The organism is Acinetobacter sp. 226 (assembly GCF_048147925.1).
GTDB classification, from domain to species: domain Bacteria; phylum Pseudomonadota; class Gammaproteobacteria; order Pseudomonadales; family Moraxellaceae; genus Acinetobacter; species Acinetobacter pecorum.
Window position 1 is genome coordinate 15,330 of record NZ_JAYWYX010000002.1, and the last position, 18,604, is coordinate 33,933.

Sequence of the window (18,604 nt, forward strand, 5' to 3'; positions counted from 1 at the left end):
AGTCATGTCTATTGTAAAAATTGAAAATGTCCGTGTTCTCGACCCAATTGCAAAAACAGATTCGATCGAAACGGTTTATCTCGAAAATGGTAAGCGTGTAGAGGCATCCTCAGACGTTGCCGAGACCCTTGATGGTCAAGGTAAATGGCTGATGCCTACCATGGTTGACCTGTGTGCACGTTTACGTGAACCGGGTCAACAGCAACACGGTACGCTTAAGTCTGAAGGGAAAGCGGCTCGTGAAAATGGTATTTTGCACGTATTTACCCCACCAGATTCAAAACCGATTGTTCAAGACAATGGTGCGCTGATTCACGGCCTGGTTGAAAAAGCCATGCTGGATGGTGGTATCTATCTTCAAGTGATTGGTGCGCAAACCCAAGGCCTAAATGGTCAACAGCCGGCAAATATGGCGGGTCTGAAAAAAGGCGGTTGTACTGCCGTTTCCAATGCCAGCGCGCCGTTTGCCAATGATGATGTAGTCTTGCGTACACTTGAATATGCCGCAGGTTTAGACCTGACAGTGGTGTTCTATGCAGAAGAACCACAAATTGCCAAAGATGGCTGCGTACATGAAGGTTTTATTGCTTCACGTCAGGGCTTGCCGATGATTCCGGCACTGGCTGAAACCGTGGCAATCGCCAAATACTTGCTCATGATTGAAGCCACCCATGTACGTGCACACTTCGGTCTGTTGTCTTGTGGTGCATCTGTCGAATTGATCCGTATTGCAAAGGAAAAAGGTTTGCCGGTGACCTGTGATGTAGCGATGCACCAGCTGCATCTGACCGATCATTTGATTGACGGTTTTAACTCTCTTGCACATGTGCGTCCGCCGCTTCGTTCAGAACAGGATAAAGAATTGCTGCGTCAGGGAGTAAAATCCGGTGTGATTGATGCCATCTGCACTCATCATGAACCGCTGAGCAGTTCTGCGAAAATGGCGCCATTTGCGGAAACGCAACCAGGATTCACTGCTTTTGATACCTATGTGCCTTTTGGTCTGCAACTGATTCGTGAGGGGTTGTTAACTCCACTGGAATGGGTAGAAAAAGTAACCTTGGCTCCGGCTCGTGTTGCACAAATGGCAGATCGCTGGGTAAATGAATCAGGTTGGGTGCTACTAGATCCGGAACTGGAATGGACCCAGGATAAAGAAAGCATCGTGTCACAAGGTAAGAATACACCGTTAATCAATCAAAAAGTACTGGGTAAAGTGATTCAAACTTATGTTGCTTAAGTAAGACAAACTTTATAAAAGTCAGCTTCGGCTGGCTTTTTTTTATTTTTTAAATTGTATTGGCAAAGTGCCACACTAACAAAAATAGTGAAACTTTATGATATTCATACAATTATTTACATTTTCAAAAAATAGGGCTCGTTACACTGCTTAAATATTAAACATTAGAAAAATCAAAAGAATGGTGACGATTATGAATATAGACTTTATGGAACGCTTAAAAAGTGATGTTACGGCCATTGTGCTTCAAGGTGAAACAGAGCATTTATTTGCCAAAGATCAAGCTTTGGCGCAGTTCTATCCCGTATTTTTAAGTATATTACGTGCTCGTCCCGCCTGGATCGAGATTCTTGGTCAGCAACTCAATCCAAAGATTCATGAATTATTCAATGCAAATCCGGCATTAAAGCAGCAGTTTCTGGATCAACTTGATCAGAGTGCACCACAAGAAGAAATAGAACAGACCCTGAATCGGTCAATTGTACCGACCATGAATTTCTTACAGACTGAAGCAGGGGCTTCAAGTCAGGAAGCCATTAGCCATTTGCTTGAAACTCATGCCGATTCGATTCAGCGCGCCTTGCCTGTTTGGGCTGGACCCATTCTGGCAGCGCTTGGTGTTTCCCCATTGGCCGGACACAGTTTAAATCAAGAACCTGTGCTTGAAGCGGAACCCATTATTGTGGTTCAGGAAGAGAGAAAAACAAGCTTTTTATGGCCCGTTATCATTTTTCTGATTCTGGCGGCTTTAACCCTATTTTTTATTCGTAGCTGTATGCATGATGATGATCCACAAGCCGGTCAGGACGGGCAGGTTGCCAGTGAAGCTGTAGCCGCCCAACCTGCTTCTTTGCAATTGAGTACGGGTAGCAATGGTGAAATTATAAGTTGCCAGATAGGGTTGAATAATCCGCAATATATGGAAATTCTGCAAAACGAGATTAAACAGATTTTTAATTATAATATTGGTTGCGGTACGTTGAGTAGTGATGCCTATCATTCAGAATTCACCGATCAGGATACTATTCCAACTGTTTTGAGAGCAATCCAGGGAATGCCAAATGTATCACTGGACTGGGTGGGCAATCAGGTTTTGGTGCGTGCAGCAACCAATGCTGAAGCTGAGCGTCTGGCAGCACAAATTCGTAGTCTGGCAAAAAATGTTACGGTAGTGACTCAACAGCCTCTAAATAACAGTGAGATAATCAGTAGTGCCAACAGTGAAGCAGAACAGGCGCTGGCTAGCATTAAGGAGGACGATGTTAAAGCATTGGATGTAGCGACTGCACTCAATTTACAGATTATCAATTTTGATACCGCCTCTACCGAAGTTCCAGAGGTCAATAAATTGGTGCTGGATCAGGCTGCTGCATTATTGCAACGTGCGCCACAAGTTATCCTGAAAGTTAAAGGACATGCTGATGCTCAAGGCAGCGAAGCAGAGAATAAGGCGCTGTCTGTGCAACGTGCCCAAGCGGTGACCGACTACCTCGTTCAACAAGGCGTCGATCCTGCACAGTTACAGGCAGTTGGCATGGGAGCGGATCAGCCAGTTGAACCTAATGCCACACCTGCCGGGCAGTTCCAGAACCGTCGCGTGACCTTTGAAGTCGTCAATACTGAAACGGGAGTGGTACGTGAAGTAGATGATGAAGGTGTGGTGGAGAAGACAGCAAATTAAGAGAACGGCCTAAATAAAAAAGGACGAATTTTTGTCCTTTTTTATTATCTTAAATTAAGAAAATACTGGCGGGCTATAGGTCATGGTTCGTCCCAGGAACCAGAGCAGGAGCAGTACCAAAGGCAGATGGAAAATCAGCTGGGTAACCGTAAATCCAATCACATCTTTGGCTTTTAATTTCAGGATACCGAGCATCGGCAGCATAAAGAAAGGGTTAATCAGATTAGGCAAGGCTTCTGCCGCATTATAAATCTGCACCGACCAGCCCAGATGCACTTTCAGGTCATGTGCTGCCTGCATCACATAGGGTGCTTCGATAATCCATTTGCCTCCACCGGATGGAATAAAGAAGCCCAGAATTGCTGAATAAAGTCCCATCACGATGGCAAAGGTTTCCTGAGAAGCAATGGAAACGAAAAATTCGGCAATATAATGTGACAATGACAGATCGGCCGGGTTTAGTGCATTGGTCATCATAAAGGCAATACTGCCATACAACGGAAACTGGATCAGTACTCCTGAAATAGCCGGAACAGCCTTGGAGACTGCATTCAGGAAATTTCGTGGTGTACCGTGCAAGGCCACGCCCAAAATCAGAAAGATAAAGTTATAGGTATTTAAGCTGGAAATGGCCAGAATCGGATTACTTTTGGAAAATTCGTTAAACATCCAGACTGCGCCCAGAATCACGATCAAAATGCTTAAAATGGGTGAATTTTCCAGCCAATCCCCCGGTCTTTTTTCGGCAGATACTTCCGGTTTTTCTTCTTCAATCTGAATCGGGAAGTGTTCAATGGTTTTAATGTCAGAGCCTTTAGGTGCTGACCAGTAAGCAATTGCGATTGAAGCTACAATCAGTACCGCCGTCATGATCATGGATTGCGGCAGGAAAATAGTCTCGGTAAATGGAATCACGCCCGTCAGGTTATAAATCGGTTCAGGCAGACTGCTTTTATTGGCCTGTAACTGTGCAGCTGAAGAACTGATGCCCAGTGCCCAGGTCGCACCCATCCCGATAATCGCGGCAGCCGCAGCAGCGCGGTAATCCATGTTAAGCTCTTTACGCTGTGCCAGTGCAATCACTAGAAGTGCAGTCAGTACAGTACTCATGGCCCAGTTAATCAGGGAAATTAACAGGCTGACCGTGGCGACCAGGACAATCGCACCACGACCGGAATGCGGCAAGCGTGCCATTTTCTGGATCAGCAGCTGGACAGGCTTGGATACGGAAACCACATAACCGACCACGATCAGCATGCACATCTGCAAGGTAAAGGGAATCAAGCTCCAGAAGCCGTCTCCAAAGGAAATCGCGACATCCTGTGCCGGTGCACCAATTCCGATGGCGGCAATCGCCACAATGATGACACCGAGTAGGGCAAAAATATAAGAATCCGGAAACCATTTTTCAGACCAGTCGCTGACGCGCATGGCGAAGCGCTGCAAAATATTTTGTTGAGTTTGCATGATTAAAATCCATTTATTCTGCAATTATTATTTTGAAATGAAGCAGCTATATATAAAAAAGCCCTTAAGAAATTTTATTCTTAAGGGCTGGCTAGATCAGGCAGCGTTACGTAGTAGCGCTACCCCAGTGACTTTTTGAATCTCTTCAAAACTTACCTCTGGTGCCAGTTCAACCAGTCGAATTCCATCAGGAGTAACATCCAGTACACCGAGGTCGGTAATAATCCGGTTCACCACAGCTTGGCCGGTAAGGGGCAGGCTACATTGCGGTACAATCTTCGGTGTACCATCTTTGGCGCAGTGTTCCATCAAGACCACGACCTTTTGTACACCCGCGACCAGATCCATGGCACCACCCATGCCTTTGACCTTTTTGCCCGGAATCATCCAGTTGGCCAGATCACCAGTTTCAGACACTTCCATTGCACCCAGAATGGCAATATTGACATGACCGCCACGGATCATGGCAAAGGAATCGGCACTTGAGAAAAATGAAGCACCTTTACGCGCTGTGACCGTCTGTTTACCGGCATTGATCAGGTCGGCATCGATAGTCTCCTCGGTTGGAAATTCGCCAATCCCCAGCAAACCATTTTCCGACTGCAGCCAGACATTGATATTTTCCGGAATATAATTCGCGACTAGCGTCGGCAGGCCAATCCCTAAATTGACATAGAAACCATCTTCAAGCTCTTGTGCTGCGCGCTGCGCCATTTGATTACGTGTCCAAGCCATGATCAAGCCTCCGCCTTTAAAGTCATCTGTTCAATGCGTTTTTCCGGTTGGGTATTCAGTACAATCCGGTTCACATAAATGCCGGGTAGATGGATTTCATCCGGCTCCAGCACGCCAATTTCGACAATTTCTTCAACTTCAGCAATGGTGACTTTACCCGCCATGGCACAGACCGGATTAAAGTTTTGGGCGGTTTTACGGAAAATCAGGTTGCCAGCTTTATCTGCCTTATAGGCTTTGACTAGCGCCACATCGGCAGTTAAAGATTCTTCCAGAATGTAAGACTTGCCATTAAATTCACGGACATCCTTACCTTCAGCGATCACGGTTCCGACACCCGTCGCCGTATAAAAAGCCGGAATACCGGCACCGCCAGCACGTAATTTTTCTGCCAGTGTACCCTGTGGGGTCAGTTCAACTTCCAGTTCGCCATTTAAATATTGACGTTCAAACTCTTTATTTTCACCGACATAAGATGAAATCATTTTTTTAATCTGTTTGGTTTCCAGCAGAAGTCCGAGACCGAAGCCGTCTACGCCGGCATTGTTGGAAATACAGGTGAGTTGTTTAGCACCTGTTTCTTTTAAAGCTACGATCAAAGCTTCTGGAATACCGCATAAACCAAAACCACCAACGGCCAGGGTATGACCATCTTGCACCACATCCTTTAAGGCGGATTGAGCGCTGTCATAAACCTTATTTGACATCTTGTCACCTCTATTATTGTTGTAGCAGACTTCAATCTGCTGCTTATATCCTTATGGTTTGCTTAAGATCATTTTGCTCAAGCAAGCTTATTTTCAAGCACAGGCTTTTTGCCAATAGGCATTGGCATAATTGGATGGATTATTGCGCTGCAAGACTTCACTGATATTACGGCTGGCCTGCATCAGGGCGTCTAGCTGAATACCGGTTTCAAAGCCCATATTCGAGAGCAGGTAATACAGGTCTTCAGTTGAAACATTGCCTGAAGCCCCTTTGGCATAAGGGCAGCCACCTAAGCCTGCAATGGATGAATCAAATACGCGAATGCCTTGTAATAGCGACTGGTAGATATTCGCAATCGCCATGCCGTAAGTATTATGAAAATGGCCTGCCAAAACTTTAGCATCAAGTTCAGCCAGACAAGCCTCCCAGACATTTTTCACCCGATCCGGTGTTGCTGTACCAATGGTTTCACCCAATGACACTTCGTAGCAGCCCATCTCTAGCAAACGCTGGGTGACTTTTACCACCTGCTTTGGATCAATGGCACCTTCATAAGGGCAGTCCACCATGCAGGAGACATAGCCGCGCACCTTAATGTCATTGGCTTTGGCGGCTGCCATGACATCGGCAAACTTCTCGAAGCTTTCATCAATCGAGCAATTGATGTTTTTGCGGGTAAAGCTTTCAGAAGCAGCGGTAAATACCGCCACTTCCTTGCAACCTACAGCCAGTGCCGATTCAAAACCTTTCAGATTTGGGGTCAGCAGACTGAATTGAATATTCGGATCTTGGGGTAGGCTGGCAAAGAGCACATCACTGTCTGCCATTTGCGGTACCCATTTGGCTGAAACGCAGGAGCCGACTTCGATGGACTGTAGACCGGTTTTCATCAGGTCTACAATCAGGTTTTTCCGGTCATCCAATGTCAAAGGTGTTTTTTCATTTTGCAGGCCATCGCGTGGCCCGACTTCTACGATTTTGACAAAATCCGTCATGCCACTTCCTCCGCCAGTGGCTGGAATTCGACCAGTTCATCACCAGCTTTAACCTGATCACCCTTCTGGAAATATGAACTTGCGATGATGCCGTCATGCGGTGCACGAATTGAATATTCGATCTTCATGGCTTCCAGCGTCATCAGCACATCATCTTTTTTGACTTTGTCATTGGCTGCCACGAGCACCTGGGTAATGACACCTGGCATTGGCGCGATCAGATTATTTTCCGTGCCTTGTTCATCCTGATTATTAAAATCAGACTTCAGGTAATTGAACTTATAGCTTTGACCATTCTGGAACAGGGTAATGCCTTGCTCAGTCTGGCTAAAAGCCAGTTTTTGCTGTTTACCCGCCAGTTGCAACGCTAAAGTATGGGCATCGACGAGCTGACCTTGAATCTCAATCTGCTGACCGTTATAGCTGGCGACAAATCCTTGATCTTGGGTGCTGAACTGAGCTTTTAGGGTAAAACCATTACGTTGTAATTGCACTGTATGGCTATTTTGCTGATTCAGACGCCAGAATGCTTGCTGCTGCCACACCGGATTGCTTGGAACGGGATTCTGTGCTTGACGTGCCAGGAGTTCAATCAGTGCGGCACTGACTACCAGTTCAACACTGATATCTGCAGAAGGTTTGAGCAGAAATTCTTCTTCACGCTGAATCAGGCCAGTATCTAAATGTGCATTTTTAAACGAATCACACAGCACCAGGCGATCTAGAAAAGCGATATTATTGCCCAAGCCATCAACATGGAAATGGCCCAGCGCGTGATGCATTTGGGTCAAGGCCGCTTCACGGTTTTTGCCCCAGACAATCAGTTTGGCAATCATCGGATCATAATAGGTGCTGATTTCATCACCTTCGACAATACCGCTATCGACACGGACACAGTCACTTTGCTCCGGATAATGCAGGTAGCTGATCTGACCAATCGCAGGAATAAAGCCTTTTTCCGGTTCTTCGGCATAGACACGAGCTTCGAGTGCATGTCCATGAATCTGCAATTCATGCTGCTGTTTCGGTAAAGGTTCACCAAAGGCCACGCGCAGTTGCCATTCCACCAGATCCTGTCCGGTAATCATTTCCGTCACTGGATGTTCAACCTGAAGACGGGTGTTCATTTCCATGAAGTAAGCTGTGCCGTCTTGCTCCACGATAAACTCGACTGTACCGGCACCGACATAGTTCACTGCACGCGCAGCATCAATCGCCGCCTGACGCATCGCCTCCAGTTTGTCTTCCGGCATTTTTGGAGCTGGTGCTTCTTCCAGCACTTTCTGGTGACGGCGCTGTACCGAGCAATCACGTTCGAACAGATGTACATAATTGCCGTGGGTATCACCAAACACCTGCACTTCAATATGACGTGGCTGAATCACATAGCGTTCAATCAGAACGTCTTCATTGCCAAAACTTGAACGTGCTTCACTCTTACATGAAGCAAGCGAGCTAAGAAAATCTTCGCTGCGTTCCACCAGACGCATGCCTTTACCGCCACCGCCGGCACTGGCCTTGATCAGCACCGGATAGCCAATATTGTCTGCCTGCTTTTTCAGGAAGTCAGCATCCTGATTGGTGCCGTGATAACCAGGGGTTAAAGGTACACCGGCTTTTTCCATCAAGGCTTTAGAGGTCGCTTTCAGGCCCATTGCCAGAATGGCTGCTACCGGTGGACCAATAAAAGTGATATTATTGGCTTGGCATGCTTCGGCAAACTGGTCATTTTCAGACAGGAAACCATAACCCGGATGAATCGCCTGGGCACCCGTGCTTTTGGCTGCCTGAATAATGCGATCAATCTGTAAATAACTTTGTGCAGCTGGCGATTCACCAATATAGATCGCTTCATCGGCCAGTTTGACATGCTGTGCCTGCGCATCGGCATCAGAATAGACGGCAACGGTGGCGATACCTAATTTCTTCGCTGTACGAATCACACGGCAGGCAATTTCACCACGGTTGGCAATTAAAATCTTTTCAAACATCATAGGATCCTTCTTGTTGTTATGCCGTGGTCTTGATCCAGGCCGGGCTTTGTTTGTTCAAAAATGCATTCAGTCCATTTTTCGCCTCATCTCCCTGGCGAATATGGGCAATATGCTGTGCTGTTTTAAGCAGTAAATCTTCGGTCAAAACCTGTTGGTCAACCAGTTGAATCAACTGTTTGGATGCGCTCTGTGCAGCAGGACCACCAAGTAAGAGTGCTTCCACAATTTCATCAATTTTGCTGTCGAGCTGTTCAGGTGGAGTGACTTCATGCGCAAGACCAATGCTTTTGGCCTGTTCAGCAGAAATCCGCTCGGCGGTCAGGAAATAACGCGAAGCCTGACGGGCACCAATCGCACGAATCACATAAGGACTAATTGTTGAAGGAGCCAGACCTAAACGTACTTCTGAAGTGGCAAACTTGGCATCTGTACTAGCGATGCAAATATCACAGGCCGAAGCCAGTCCCATGCCGCCGCCAAAGGCAATACCATGTACCCGGGCAATGGTCGGCTGTTTCAAGGTTGCCAGACTTTGCAGCATTTTTGCTAGTTTGAGCGCATCCGCTTCGTTATCTGCTCGAGAAGCCTGACCGGCTTGTTTCATCCAGTTCAGGTCAGCGCCTGCAGAGAAACTTTTGCCACGACCCGCCAGAATCACCACACGGACATCATCACGGTTATTTAAGGACTGAAAGCAGGCATGCAGTTCTTCAATGACTTGAGTATTAAAGGCATTGTGCAATTCGGCGCGATTAATCCAGACGGTTGCGACCTGATTCTGCTGTTCGAGCTGTAAAAATTGATAATCCATTTTTGATACCTCTTACATGCGGAACACGCCGAATTTAGTTGGTTGGATGGGTGCATTCAGGGCTGCAGCCAGACTCAAGGCTAAAACTTCACGCGATTGCGCCGGATCAATCACACCGTCATCCCATAAACGCGAAGATGCATAGTAAGGATGGCCTTGGCGTTCGTACTGGTCACGAATCGGCTGTTTAAACTGGTCTTCTTCTTCAGCTGACCAGCTGCCACCTTTCTGTTCAATCTGGTCACGTTTTAAGGTCGACAAAACGCTGGATGCTTGTTCACCGCCCATCACTGAAATACGCGAGTTTGGCCAGGTCCACATAAAGCGTGGCGAATAGGCGCGGCCACACATGCCGTAGTTACCGGCACCAAAAGAACCGCCAATCACCAAGGTCAGTTTTGGAACATTGGCATTGGCGACGGCCATCACCAGTTTGGCACCATTTTTGGCAATGCCTTCATTTTCATACTGGCGACCGACCATAAAGCCGGTAATATTTTGCAGGAAAATCAGTGGGATATTGCGCTGGGTACACAATTCAATAAAATGCGCGCCTTTTTGGGCAGACTCGGAAAACAGAATCCCGTTATTGGCGATAATCCCGACCGGCATGCCATAGAGCTTGGCAAAACCGGTCACCAGGGTAGTGCCGAAACGTGCCTTGAACTCGTCAAAACGTGAGCCATCGACAATACGCGCTATCACTTCACGGATATCAAAAGGCTTGCGCGCGTCACTCGGCACAATGCCGTACAATTCCGAACTGTCAAACAGCGGCGCTTCGATTTCATCCGCGGTCGTGTTTGGCTTTTTGTTCAGATTCGCCACGATATTGCGGGCAATCGCAAGCGCATGTTCATCATTTTCTGCCAGATGATCAGCCACGCCAGACAAACGGGTATGCACATCACCACCACCAAGATCTTCACTGGAAACCACCTCACCAGTAGCTGCCTTAACCAGAGGAGGGCCGCCCAGGAAAATGGTGCCCTGATTCCGCACAATAATGGTTTCATCGGACATGGCAGGAACATACGCACCGCCCGCAGTACAGCTACCCATCACCACTGCAATCTGGGCAATGCCTTGGCTTGACATACGTGCCTGATTGTAGAAAATACGGCCGAAGTGATCGCGGTCTGGAAATACTTCATCCTGTAAAGGTAAGTATGCACCGCCAGAATCGACCAGATAAATACAGGTCAGATGGTTCTGTTCGGCAATTTCCTGGGCACGTAAATGCTTTTTTACTGTTAAGGGATAATAAGTACCGCCTTTCACCGTAGCATCATTGGCGATGATCATGCAGGTCACACCGTTAACCTGACCAACACCAGCGACCACACCTGCGGCAGGAACATCATCCTGATACACCTGATAGGCAGCCAGCTGACCAATTTCCAGAAAAGCGGTTCCTGGATCAATCAGGTGATTAATCCGTTCACGTGGTAACAGCTTGCCGCGATCTAAATGTTTTTGGCGGGCAGTTTCGCCGCCACCGAGGGCAATCTTTTCAACTTTCTGTTTTAGGTCATCCACCAGTTGCAGCATGGCAGTCTGGTTGGTTTTAAACTCTTCACTACGTATATTGATTTTGCTCGATAACTGATTCATGACGAACATCCTTGTTTTATTCTAAGTGTTAAGATTTAGGCTGTTTCGTTGAAAAGTTCACGGCCAATCAGCATGCGGCGGATTTCTGAAGTACCGGCGCCAATTTCATACAGTTTGGCATCGCGCCATAAACGGCCTGCAGCAAACTCGTTGATATAACCGTTACCACCTAAAGTCTGAATGGTTTCACCCGCCATCCAGGTCGCTTTTTCAGCAGCATATAAAATGGCACTGGCAGCATCTTTACGCAGGCTACGGCTATGTTCGGCCTTGTCACATTCGGCGCCGACCGCATAAACCAGTGCCTTACATGCCAGCCAGGTCGAATACATGTCGGCAATTTTGCCCTGCATTAACTGGAATTCACCCAGTGCCTGACCAAACTGTTTACGGTCATGAATATACGGAATCACGGTGTCCATGCAGGCATCCATAATCCCCAGCGGGCCAGCACTCAATACGGCACGCTCGTAATCCAGCCCGCTCATCAAGACTTTGGTGCCATTGCCGACGCCGCCCATGACGTTTTCTTTCGGAACTTCAACATTGTCAAAAAATAGAGGATAAGTATTGGAACCGCGCATACCCAGTTTGTCCAAATGCGTGCCGTGGCTGAAACCTGACATATTTTTCTCTACCAGAAAGGCAGTCATGCCTTTGGCACCGGCCTGCAAATCAGTTTTTGCATAGACCACCAGGACATCGGCATCGCCACCATTGGTGATCCACATTTTTGAACCATTCAGCAGGTAGTGATCGCCTTTGTCTTCCGCTTTGAGCTTCATGCTCACCACATCCGAGCCTGCATTCGGTTCAGACATTGCCAAGGCACCGACATATTCACCTGAAATCAGTTTAGGCAGATAACGCTGTTTCTGTTCTTCCGTACCATTTCGCTTAATTTGGTTCACACATAGGTTAGAATGTGCGCCATAGGACAAACCAATGGATGCTGAAGCACGGGAAATTTCCTGCATGGCAATGATATGGGCCAGATAACCGAAATTTGAACCGCCATATTCCTCACTGACCGTTAAACCGAGCAGGCCCATCTCGCCAAATTTTTTCCAGAGTTGAGCCGGAAACTCATTGTCACGGTCGACCTGTTGGGCAATCGGGGCAATTTCCTTGGCGCAAAATGCGGCCACTGAATCACGAAGCGCAATCAGAGTTTCATCTAAACCGAAATCCAAGCTTTGTAAATTCATTCTTCATCCATCCTGAGGTTATATTTGTTGTGTCCAAAAAAGCATTTTTGTTGTGCTTGAGGTTTAACATACAACGAAAAAATAAAAAAGTGAATCTATATTCACAAAATGATTTACAATTCATTTTATCTTGTTGAGATTAATTTTATGAGTTATAAAAGATCATCATTGATGCAGGAACGGATGGAACAAAATCGTCTGTCGATTTTGCAATCTGCTCGTGAACTGATTACTGAAGGGGGCTTTAAAGAGGCGTCGATACAGGCGATTGCAGAACGCGCAGGCGTATCTACAGGGCTGGTCTATCGGTATTTCGAGAATAAAAGCCAGATTTTAATTGAGGTTTTGTCGGCGGCAATTCAGCATGAAGTCGGAATTTTAGTCCATATTGCTGAATCGGATTTATCGGCAAGACTGAAATTGCAAAAATCTGTTACAACTTTTGTGAAGCGTGCCATGAATAGCCCTCAATTGGCATATTCACTGATGTTCGAGCCGGTTGATCCGGAAATGGAACATGAGCGTTTTCGCAGTAAGCAGCTGCTCAAGCAGAGCATTAAGGAGATTCTGGCCGAAGGAAAGGTCAATGGAGAATTCGAATTTGAAGATTTGAATACCGCAGCACTAGGTGTGGTTGGCGCCATGACCTTTGTGGTAATCGAACCTTTGAATCCGTCCCGCAATGTGATGTTTGATCAGAAATATAAGGATCACTTTGTCAAACAGATTGCCGATTTTTGTGTTAACGCAGTACGTCGACAGGAGGGAAATCCAGCAGCATAAGCACACAAAAACAGGCACACAGACAAGGTCGTCGTGGTCATAAAACAATTAGTAAAGTTGAAAATCAGAATTACAAAGAATCAAGGAGATCGATTCAATGACACAAGTACGGTTAAGCTATGCCTATGGAACCAGCAGCCAGCCTTTATTGGGCATGACGATTGGTGAAAAATTTGATCAGGCTTGTGAGCAGTATGCACAAAGTGATGCAGTGGTTAGTCTGCACCAGAACATACGTCTCAGTTACCGGCAGCTACAGGAACAGGTCAATGCCTTTGCCTGTCAGCTGCTGAAACTGGGTATGCAAAAAGGTGACCGTCTGGCGATCTGGTCGCCGAACTGTGTGGAATGGACCATTACCCAGTTTGCAGCCTTCAAGGCAGGTATTATTCTGGTTAACCTGAATCCCGCTTATAAAAGCAATGAACTGGAATATGTGCTGAACAAGGTATCGTGTAAGGGATTGGTGATTGCTTCCCAGTTTAAAACGACGGACTATCAGGAAATTCTGACTAAAATTGCACCGGAATTGCAGGAAACCGAAGATAAATTTCTTAATGCAGAGCGCCTGCCGCATTTAAAACATGTGATTAAAATTGATGACCAGCAGCATACCGGCATCCACCGGTTTCAGGATTTGCTGAGCTCGCCTGGCGAACAAGAGCTGCAACAACTGCAACAGATCTCCAGTGAATTGCAGTTCGATGAAACCATTAATATCCAGTTTACCTCGGGCACCACGGGCAATCCGAAAGGCACCATGCTGACCCATAATAATATTTTAAATAATGGGTACTTTGTCGGTGAAGCGATTCATTTAGGTCCAGAAGACCGCGTCTGTATTTCAGTTCCTTTATTTCATTGTTTTGGCATGGTGATGGGTAATCTGGCCTGTATTACGCACGGTTCTGCCATGATTTATCCGTCTGCCGTGTTTAATCCGCTGGAAACCCTGAAAGCCATCCAGCAGGAAAAATGTACCGCGGCTTATGGTGTGCCGACCATGTTTATCGCCATTCTTGAGCATGAACAGTTTGACGAATTTGATCTGTCCAGTCTGCGTACCGGGATTATGGCGGGTAGTCCATGCCCGCAGGAGATTATGCAGCGCGTGATTGAACGTATGCATATGTCTGAAATTACCATCTGCTATGGTATGACCGAAACTGCGCCAGTAAGTGCACAAAGTTCTACTAAAGACAGTGTTGAACAACGTGTCAGTACGGTTGGTCGGGTACATCCGCATCTGGAAGTCAAAATTGTGGATGAAAGTGGCAAGGTGGTTCCACGCGGCCAATTGGGTGAGCTATGTGTACGCGGTTATTCCGTAATGCTTGGTTACTGGGAAGATCAGGATAAAACCCAGGAAGTGATTGATACAGCGCGCTGGATGCATACCGGTGATATTGCTGAAATGGATGATGAGGGCTTTGTCAAAATCAAGGGGCGAATCAAGGATGTCGTCATTCGTGGTGGAGAAAACCTGTTCCCGAAAGAAATTGAAGATTTCCTTTATACCCATCCGGCTGTTTCAGATGTACAGGTGATTGGGGTACCAGACCATAAATATGGAGAAGAGCTTTGTGCTTGTATCATCCTGCATGAAAATGATCCTTGTACCGAAGACGTAATCCGTGAGTATTGTGCCGAGCATATCTCGCATAACAAAGTGCCGCGTTATGTGCGTTTCTTCCATGAATTCCCGATGACGGCTTCAGGGAAGGCGCAGAAGTTCAAATTGCGTGAATTTATGCGTGAAGAGCTGAACTTGAAAGAGATTGCTTAAATTGTATTGATGCGATTCTTAAGTGGGGCAAAGCAGTATTTAATGCATGCATTGCCTCCATTTGTATAACGGTTTCGATATCAATGTTCAGGCTTTTCTTACTTTTGATGGGCCAAAAGTAAGCAAAATGGCGACATCCATGTCGCCGGGCCTATGATCAAATTTCAAGAAAACAGCAAATAAGACCAAGCTACAAGATTTAAATATTCAATCTATCTAAAGACCCGCCTGAGTTTTAGATTCGTGCATAGATTTAGAGTAAAAATATGGCAAAAAACTTTCACAGTGAAGTCGTGGTCGCCAGTTATGACGATCACATCCGTAAACTGATTCCCGGTTATGAACTGGTGCATCAGCAGATTGAAGCAATTCTCAGCATTGAACTCCCGGAAACCGCCCATATTTTGGTAGTGGGTTGCGGGACGGGTTATGAACTGTCCTATTTATTGCAGCGTTATCCAGACTGGATCTTTACTGCAATTGATCCATCAGCAGCCATGCTGGAACAGGCTAGTAAAAATCTGAATTCCATAGATCAACAAAGGGTACAACTTATCCAAAGCACAATCCAAGATTTGAATCAGCCAGATACGTTTGATGCTGCGTTGGCCATTCTGGTGGCACATTTCATTCCAAATTCCGAAAAAAACGGATTTTTTCAGGCTATCCATCAGTGTCTTAAAACCAATGGTCTTGCATTGACCTATGATCTGATGCAACCCGAAGATCAGCAAGACATCAAAATTATGCAGAAGCTGGCACAACAGACAGGGTTAAGCGTGGTGCAAAGTAACAAGATGATTGAACGCTTGGAGCAGGATTTTCACTTGTTATCTGCGCAAAATTTTACAGCACTTTTAACCAAAGTCGGATTTAAACAGTGCAAAATTTATTGTCAAATCATGAATTATCATGGCTTTTTGCTCAGAAAATAAAGATTAAAGAACTTTTTGTAAACTCTAAAGTTTAAGTGAATATTCAGGGAAGTATTAAAACAATGTCGGCATATTACAGTTTTATTCAGCGCGAACAGCATGCAGATGGCAGTACTACGGCTTATTACCGTTCTAATATTCATGCACAAGGTGCATGGAATCCGCATGAGCAGCACATGGCACCAGCCACTGGTATTCTATGCGTCGAACTGGAACAGTTTCAGCCACGTGCTGACATGCGTATTGGTCGGGTCGGGCTGGATATTTTTGGCCTGATTGCCTTTGGTGAATTTTCAATTACTACGCGTATGATCCGTCCAGGTAAAACCATCGAACTGGTTGAAGCTGAAATGTGTGCCAATGGTAAAACCTGTATCGTGGCACGTGCCTGGAGAATGCTAACTTCAGATACCAAGGCCATTGCCGGAGTGGAAGACTTTCCGATTGAAAGTCCAGAATATTTACCGGTTTGGGAGGGTATGCGTTGCTGGCCGGGCGGTTATATCCAGAGTATTGAAACCCGTGCGCATGCTGACCATTGTGCAGGCAAGGGCATTGTCTGGCTGAGAAATTCGCTGGACATGGTAGAAGGCCAACCGACGACAGACTTTAGCCGTTTACTTGGTATGGTCGATACGGCCAATGGCATCGTGCCACGTCAGGACCCGAATTCCGGTTGGGGATTTCCGAATCTGGACCTGCAGATTCATATGCACCGTCTGCCGCAGGGTAAATGGCTGGGGCTGGAAGTGGTGCAGCAATATGGTGAAGATGGTATCGGTTTAACCAGCGGGATTCTGCATGATGTTCATGGACCTTTTGGTCGAAGTGAACAGATTCTGACCCTGCGAAAGCTCTAAAGTCTATTCGAAACATCAAGGCCAATTGCCTCAATCTTTATTTATTGGCATGCTGTGCGCAATGAGTCAGGAATAGCACAAGATGCGGATCAGTATGATTGGGGCAGGGCGAGTGGCATATCATCTTGCCCTTGTATTGTCAGCACAACATGAGATCGTACAGATCTACAGTCGAACCCTAGAAAAAGCACAGCAACTGGCTGAGCAATTTAAAGCTCAGGCAATCGCTGAGCCTGAACAGCTGGATCATGAGGTGGATCTGGTCATTATCGCGGTCAGTGATCAGTCGATTGCCAACGTCATTGAACAGATTCATCCGTATCTGCAGCAGAATCTCATCGTACATACCTCTGGCAGTACCCCTCTCGATTTACTGAAAAATGTGCATGCGCGTGCAGGCGTATTCTATCCTTTACAGACCTTTAGTCTGGAACGCCAGATTGATTGGCAGCAGACGCCACTGTTGATTGAAGCGGTGAATGAACAGGACCAAATCTTATTATTAGAACTAGCAAATAGCCTAAGCAATCGTGTTTATACTTATAGTTCTAGTCAACGTCTCAGTTTGCATCTTGCAGCGGTATTTGCCTGTAATTTTGCCAATTATTGTTATGACATGGCCAAGCAGGTGGTTGATGTACAACAGGTCGATTTCAGTTTGCTGTATCCCTTGATGCTGGAAACCGCCAGTAAAGCCACTCAGAATGATCCTAAACAAATGCAGACTGGTCCAGCGATGCGTGGTGATCAGAATATCTTGAATATGCATCAGCAGATGTTGGCCAATATGCAACGAGAAGATTTGCAAAATGTCTATCAGCTGTTGAGCCAGCAGATACTCAGGCGTCATTAGGAATGAAGAATCTGATGATTTATCTGCGGAGCAGGGTTCAAAGCCAAATTTTTCCCATAAAAAAGCGCTGATTAATCAGCGCTTTTTTGAATCTTGGATCAAGAAATTTTCTTGAAGATAAAATCATTAATCTTGTGACCGGCTTCAATGCCGCGACGTTCAAACTTGGTTTGTGGACGCCATTCCGGACGAGGGTAGCTGTTGCCTTTGCCCGCCAGATTTTCCAGTCGTGGACGTTCTTCCAATACTTCAATCATCCATTCAGCATACGGCTCCCAGTCCGTTGCAGCATGGAAAGTTCCGCCAAGCTCCAGCTTTTGCTCCACCAGTGGCATACGCTCATGTGAAACAAAGCGGCGTTTAAAATGACGCTTTTTCTGCCATGGATCAGGGAAGTATAACTGAACTGCATTAATACTATTATCTGGCATTTCACGTAATACCTGAATTGCATCAGCATCTAGCACACGTAAATTAGTCAAGCCTTCAACACCTGCTTCATACACGCACTGGGCAATACCCGGTACATGGACTTCAATTCCGACAAAGTTTCGCTCAGGATTGGCTTTGGCCATCAATACCAGTGAACGGCCCATACCAAAACCGATTTCTACAGTCAAAGGACGTTGAGGATGTTCAAAGTGCTGACGCAAATCACCGACTGGATATTCCAAAATTAAGTGACCATATTGTTCAAGCGCAGTACGTTGGGAGGTGTTTAGCGGCATTGAGCGGCGCATAAACGTCACGATTTCACGGTGCTCGCTTAAGTTTTCCAGCTCCACGACTTGCTGGTCTAATTGATCGTTCGACATAACTTTGGCAAATCTAAAAATTCAGAATGCGGTATTTTAAGTCCTGAGCCGAGCAAGTCAAACTTTTCTCGGTATTTCTCCATAAAAATCGGCAAGATCTTCCAGATAAAGTAAAAGAG

The 18,604-nt window shown here is 46.2% G+C and carries 16 protein-coding genes; 7 read left to right on the forward strand and 9 right to left on the reverse strand.

Features of this window, described 5'->3' with window-relative positions:
• Positions 1–4: 4 nt before the first annotated feature.
• Both VXP95_RS00810 and VXP95_RS00815 read left to right on the forward strand, forming a co-directional pair.
• The gene (locus VXP95_RS00810) at positions 5–1,240 is read left to right on the forward strand and encodes an aspartate carbamoyltransferase (RefSeq protein WP_416705269.1); all 1,236 of its coding nucleotides are present in this window, start codon (positions 5–7) and stop codon (positions 1,238–1,240) included.
• A gap of 181 nt (positions 1,241–1,421) precedes the next feature.
• Entirely contained in the window at positions 1,422–2,921 is a 1,500-nt protein-coding gene (locus VXP95_RS00815) for an OmpA family protein (protein ID WP_144724393.1), read from the forward strand.
• Between the two features lie 54 nt (positions 2,922–2,975).
• On the opposite strand, the gene VXP95_RS00820 is transcribed toward VXP95_RS00815, so the two are convergent.
• The 8 genes from VXP95_RS00820 to VXP95_RS00855 form a co-directional block, all read right to left on the reverse strand.
• Positions 2,976–4,388, reverse strand: coding sequence for a short-chain fatty acid transporter (locus tag VXP95_RS00820; RefSeq protein ID WP_416711197.1), 1,413 nt, complete (start codon positions 4,386–4,388; stop codon positions 2,976–2,978).
• Positions 4,389–4,484: 96 nt separating this feature from the next.
• Positions 4,485–5,123, reverse strand: coding sequence for a CoA transferase subunit B (locus VXP95_RS00825; RefSeq protein ID WP_064095833.1), 639 nt, complete (start codon positions 5,121–5,123; stop codon positions 4,485–4,487).
• Positions 5,124–5,125: 2 nt separating this feature from the next.
• Positions 5,126–5,830, reverse strand: a complete 705-nt coding sequence (locus tag VXP95_RS00830; protein ID WP_064095834.1) for a CoA transferase subunit A — start codon at positions 5,828–5,830, stop codon at positions 5,126–5,128.
• A gap of 93 nt (positions 5,831–5,923) precedes the next feature.
• Complete coding sequence (locus tag VXP95_RS00835; RefSeq protein WP_005104501.1) at positions 5,924–6,826, reverse strand: hydroxymethylglutaryl-CoA lyase; 903 nt, start codon at positions 6,824–6,826, stop codon at positions 5,924–5,926.
• Entirely contained in the window at positions 6,823–8,817 is a 1,995-nt protein-coding gene (locus tag VXP95_RS00840; protein ID WP_416711198.1) for an acetyl/propionyl/methylcrotonyl-CoA carboxylase subunit alpha, read from the reverse strand. The genes VXP95_RS00835 and VXP95_RS00840 overlap by 4 nt, the downstream gene beginning before the upstream one ends.
• Positions 8,818–8,836: 19 nt before the next feature.
• The gene (locus VXP95_RS00845; protein ID WP_416711199.1) at positions 8,837–9,631 is read right to left on the reverse strand and encodes an enoyl-CoA hydratase/isomerase family protein; all 795 of its coding nucleotides are present in this window, start codon (positions 9,629–9,631) and stop codon (positions 8,837–8,839) included.
• A gap of 12 nt (positions 9,632–9,643) precedes the next feature.
• The gene (locus VXP95_RS00850; RefSeq protein ID WP_416711201.1) at positions 9,644–11,245 is read right to left on the reverse strand and encodes a carboxyl transferase domain-containing protein; all 1,602 of its coding nucleotides are present in this window, start codon (positions 11,243–11,245) and stop codon (positions 9,644–9,646) included.
• A 35-nt stretch (positions 11,246–11,280) separates the two neighbouring features.
• Entirely contained in the window at positions 11,281–12,453 is a 1,173-nt protein-coding gene (locus VXP95_RS00855) for an isovaleryl-CoA dehydrogenase (RefSeq protein WP_064101772.1), read from the reverse strand.
• Positions 12,454–12,600: 147 nt separating this feature from the next.
• Here VXP95_RS00855 and VXP95_RS00860 point away from each other — a divergent pair, with 147 nt between their 5' ends.
• The 5 genes from VXP95_RS00860 to VXP95_RS00880 all read left to right on the forward strand — a co-directional run bounded on the left by VXP95_RS00860 (position 12,601) and on the right by VXP95_RS00880 (position 17,670).
• Complete coding sequence (locus tag VXP95_RS00860; protein ID WP_064095839.1) at positions 12,601–13,236, forward strand: TetR/AcrR family transcriptional regulator; 636 nt, start codon at positions 12,601–12,603, stop codon at positions 13,234–13,236.
• A gap of 97 nt (positions 13,237–13,333) precedes the next feature.
• The gene (locus VXP95_RS00865) at positions 13,334–15,022 is read left to right on the forward strand and encodes an AMP-binding protein (RefSeq protein WP_416711202.1); all 1,689 of its coding nucleotides are present in this window, start codon (positions 13,334–13,336) and stop codon (positions 15,020–15,022) included.
• Positions 15,023–15,288: 266 nt separating this feature from the next.
• On the forward strand, positions 15,289–15,957 hold the full coding sequence (locus VXP95_RS00870; RefSeq protein WP_416681834.1) for a class I SAM-dependent methyltransferase: 669 nt from the start codon (positions 15,289–15,291) through the stop codon (positions 15,955–15,957).
• Between the two features lie 62 nt (positions 15,958–16,019).
• On the forward strand, positions 16,020–16,817 hold the full coding sequence (locus VXP95_RS00875) for a thioesterase family protein (protein ID WP_416711203.1): 798 nt from the start codon (positions 16,020–16,022) through the stop codon (positions 16,815–16,817).
• Between the two features lie 82 nt (positions 16,818–16,899).
• Complete coding sequence (locus tag VXP95_RS00880; protein ID WP_416711204.1) at positions 16,900–17,670, forward strand: Rossmann-like and DUF2520 domain-containing protein; 771 nt, start codon at positions 16,900–16,902, stop codon at positions 17,668–17,670.
• Between the two features lie 98 nt (positions 17,671–17,768).
• On the opposite strand, the gene trmB is transcribed toward VXP95_RS00880, so the two are convergent.
• Complete coding sequence (gene trmB, locus VXP95_RS00885) at positions 17,769–18,485, reverse strand: tRNA (guanosine(46)-N7)-methyltransferase TrmB (RefSeq protein ID WP_064095843.1); 717 nt, start codon at positions 18,483–18,485, stop codon at positions 17,769–17,771.
• Positions 18,486–18,604: the final 119 nt, after the last annotated feature.

Excerpts from the sequence above, each read along its gene's own strand:
- VXP95_RS00810 (WP_416705269.1), top strand. The coding sequence starts at position 5 with ATGTCTATTGTAAAAATTGAAAATGTCCGTGTTCTCGACCCAATTGCA.
- VXP95_RS00815 (WP_144724393.1), top strand. The coding sequence starts at position 1,422 with ATGGTGACGATTATGAATATAGACTTTATGGAACGCTTAAAAAGTGAT.
- VXP95_RS00820 (WP_416711197.1), bottom strand. The coding sequence starts at position 4,388 with ATGCAAACTCAACAAAATATTTTGCAGCGCTTCGCCATGCGCGTCAGC.
- VXP95_RS00825 (WP_064095833.1), bottom strand. The coding sequence starts at position 5,123 with ATGGCTTGGACACGTAATCAAATGGCGCAGCGCGCAGCACAAGAGCTT.
- VXP95_RS00830 (WP_064095834.1), bottom strand. The coding sequence starts at position 5,830 with ATGTCAAATAAGGTTTATGACAGCGCTCAATCCGCCTTAAAGGATGTG.
- VXP95_RS00835 (WP_005104501.1), bottom strand. The coding sequence starts at position 6,826 with ATGACGGATTTTGTCAAAATCGTAGAAGTCGGGCCACGCGATGGCCTG.
- VXP95_RS00840 (WP_416711198.1), bottom strand. The coding sequence starts at position 8,817 with ATGTTTGAAAAGATTTTAATTGCCAACCGTGGTGAAATTGCCTGCCGT.
- VXP95_RS00845 (WP_416711199.1), bottom strand. The coding sequence starts at position 9,631 with ATGGATTATCAATTTTTACAGCTCGAACAGCAGAATCAGGTCGCAACC.
- VXP95_RS00850 (WP_416711201.1), bottom strand. The coding sequence starts at position 11,245 with ATGAATCAGTTATCGAGCAAAATCAATATACGTAGTGAAGAGTTTAAA.
- VXP95_RS00855 (WP_064101772.1), bottom strand. The coding sequence starts at position 12,453 with ATGAATTTACAAAGCTTGGATTTCGGTTTAGATGAAACTCTGATTGCG.
- VXP95_RS00860 (WP_064095839.1), top strand. The coding sequence starts at position 12,601 with ATGAGTTATAAAAGATCATCATTGATGCAGGAACGGATGGAACAAAAT.
- VXP95_RS00865 (WP_416711202.1), top strand. The coding sequence starts at position 13,334 with ATGACACAAGTACGGTTAAGCTATGCCTATGGAACCAGCAGCCAGCCT.
- VXP95_RS00870 (WP_416681834.1), top strand. The coding sequence starts at position 15,289 with ATGGCAAAAAACTTTCACAGTGAAGTCGTGGTCGCCAGTTATGACGAT.
- VXP95_RS00875 (WP_416711203.1), top strand. The coding sequence starts at position 16,020 with ATGTCGGCATATTACAGTTTTATTCAGCGCGAACAGCATGCAGATGGC.
- VXP95_RS00880 (WP_416711204.1), top strand. The coding sequence starts at position 16,900 with ATGCGGATCAGTATGATTGGGGCAGGGCGAGTGGCATATCATCTTGCC.
- trmB (WP_064095843.1), bottom strand. The coding sequence starts at position 18,485 with ATGTCGAACGATCAATTAGACCAGCAAGTCGTGGAGCTGGAAAACTTA.